Annotated in this window: 1 protein-coding gene; it reads left to right on the top strand. The window is 64.6% G+C overall.

Annotated elements, in window-relative coordinates; translation table 11 throughout:
* Positions 1 to 250 (top strand): type II toxin-antitoxin system RelE/ParE family toxin (locus tag HBA93_RS22035; RefSeq protein ID WP_221724669.1); only part of this gene is annotated, 250 nt, incomplete at its 5' end.
* Positions 251 to 257 lie beyond the last annotated feature (7 nt).

Here is a 257-nt window from a genome sequence, read left to right as displayed (position 1 = left end):
CTATATCGCAGAGGACAACCCATTCGCCGCCGAACGGGTCGTGGATGCGATCGAGGACGCCGGGAACAAGCTCGGCGAATTTGCGACCGGCCGGCCGGGGCGGGTGAGCGGAACCTATGAAAAGTCCCTCGCCCGTCATCCCTACATCATCGCCTATGAGCTGCGGGACGTGGGGGGCCGGGAAAGCGTCGTGATCGTGCGCGTCATCCACACGTCGCGCGACTGGCCGGCCGAGGAATGGCCGCACTAGCTTAAAG

The sequence above is a fragment of the Ochrobactrum sp. SFR4 genome (genome assembly GCF_019730395.1).
In the GTDB taxonomy this organism is placed as follows: domain Bacteria; phylum Pseudomonadota; class Alphaproteobacteria; order Rhizobiales; family Rhizobiaceae; genus Pseudochrobactrum.
The sequence above is the reverse complement of the archived record's forward strand: the minus strand, read 5'-3'. Positions and strand labels throughout refer to the sequence as shown.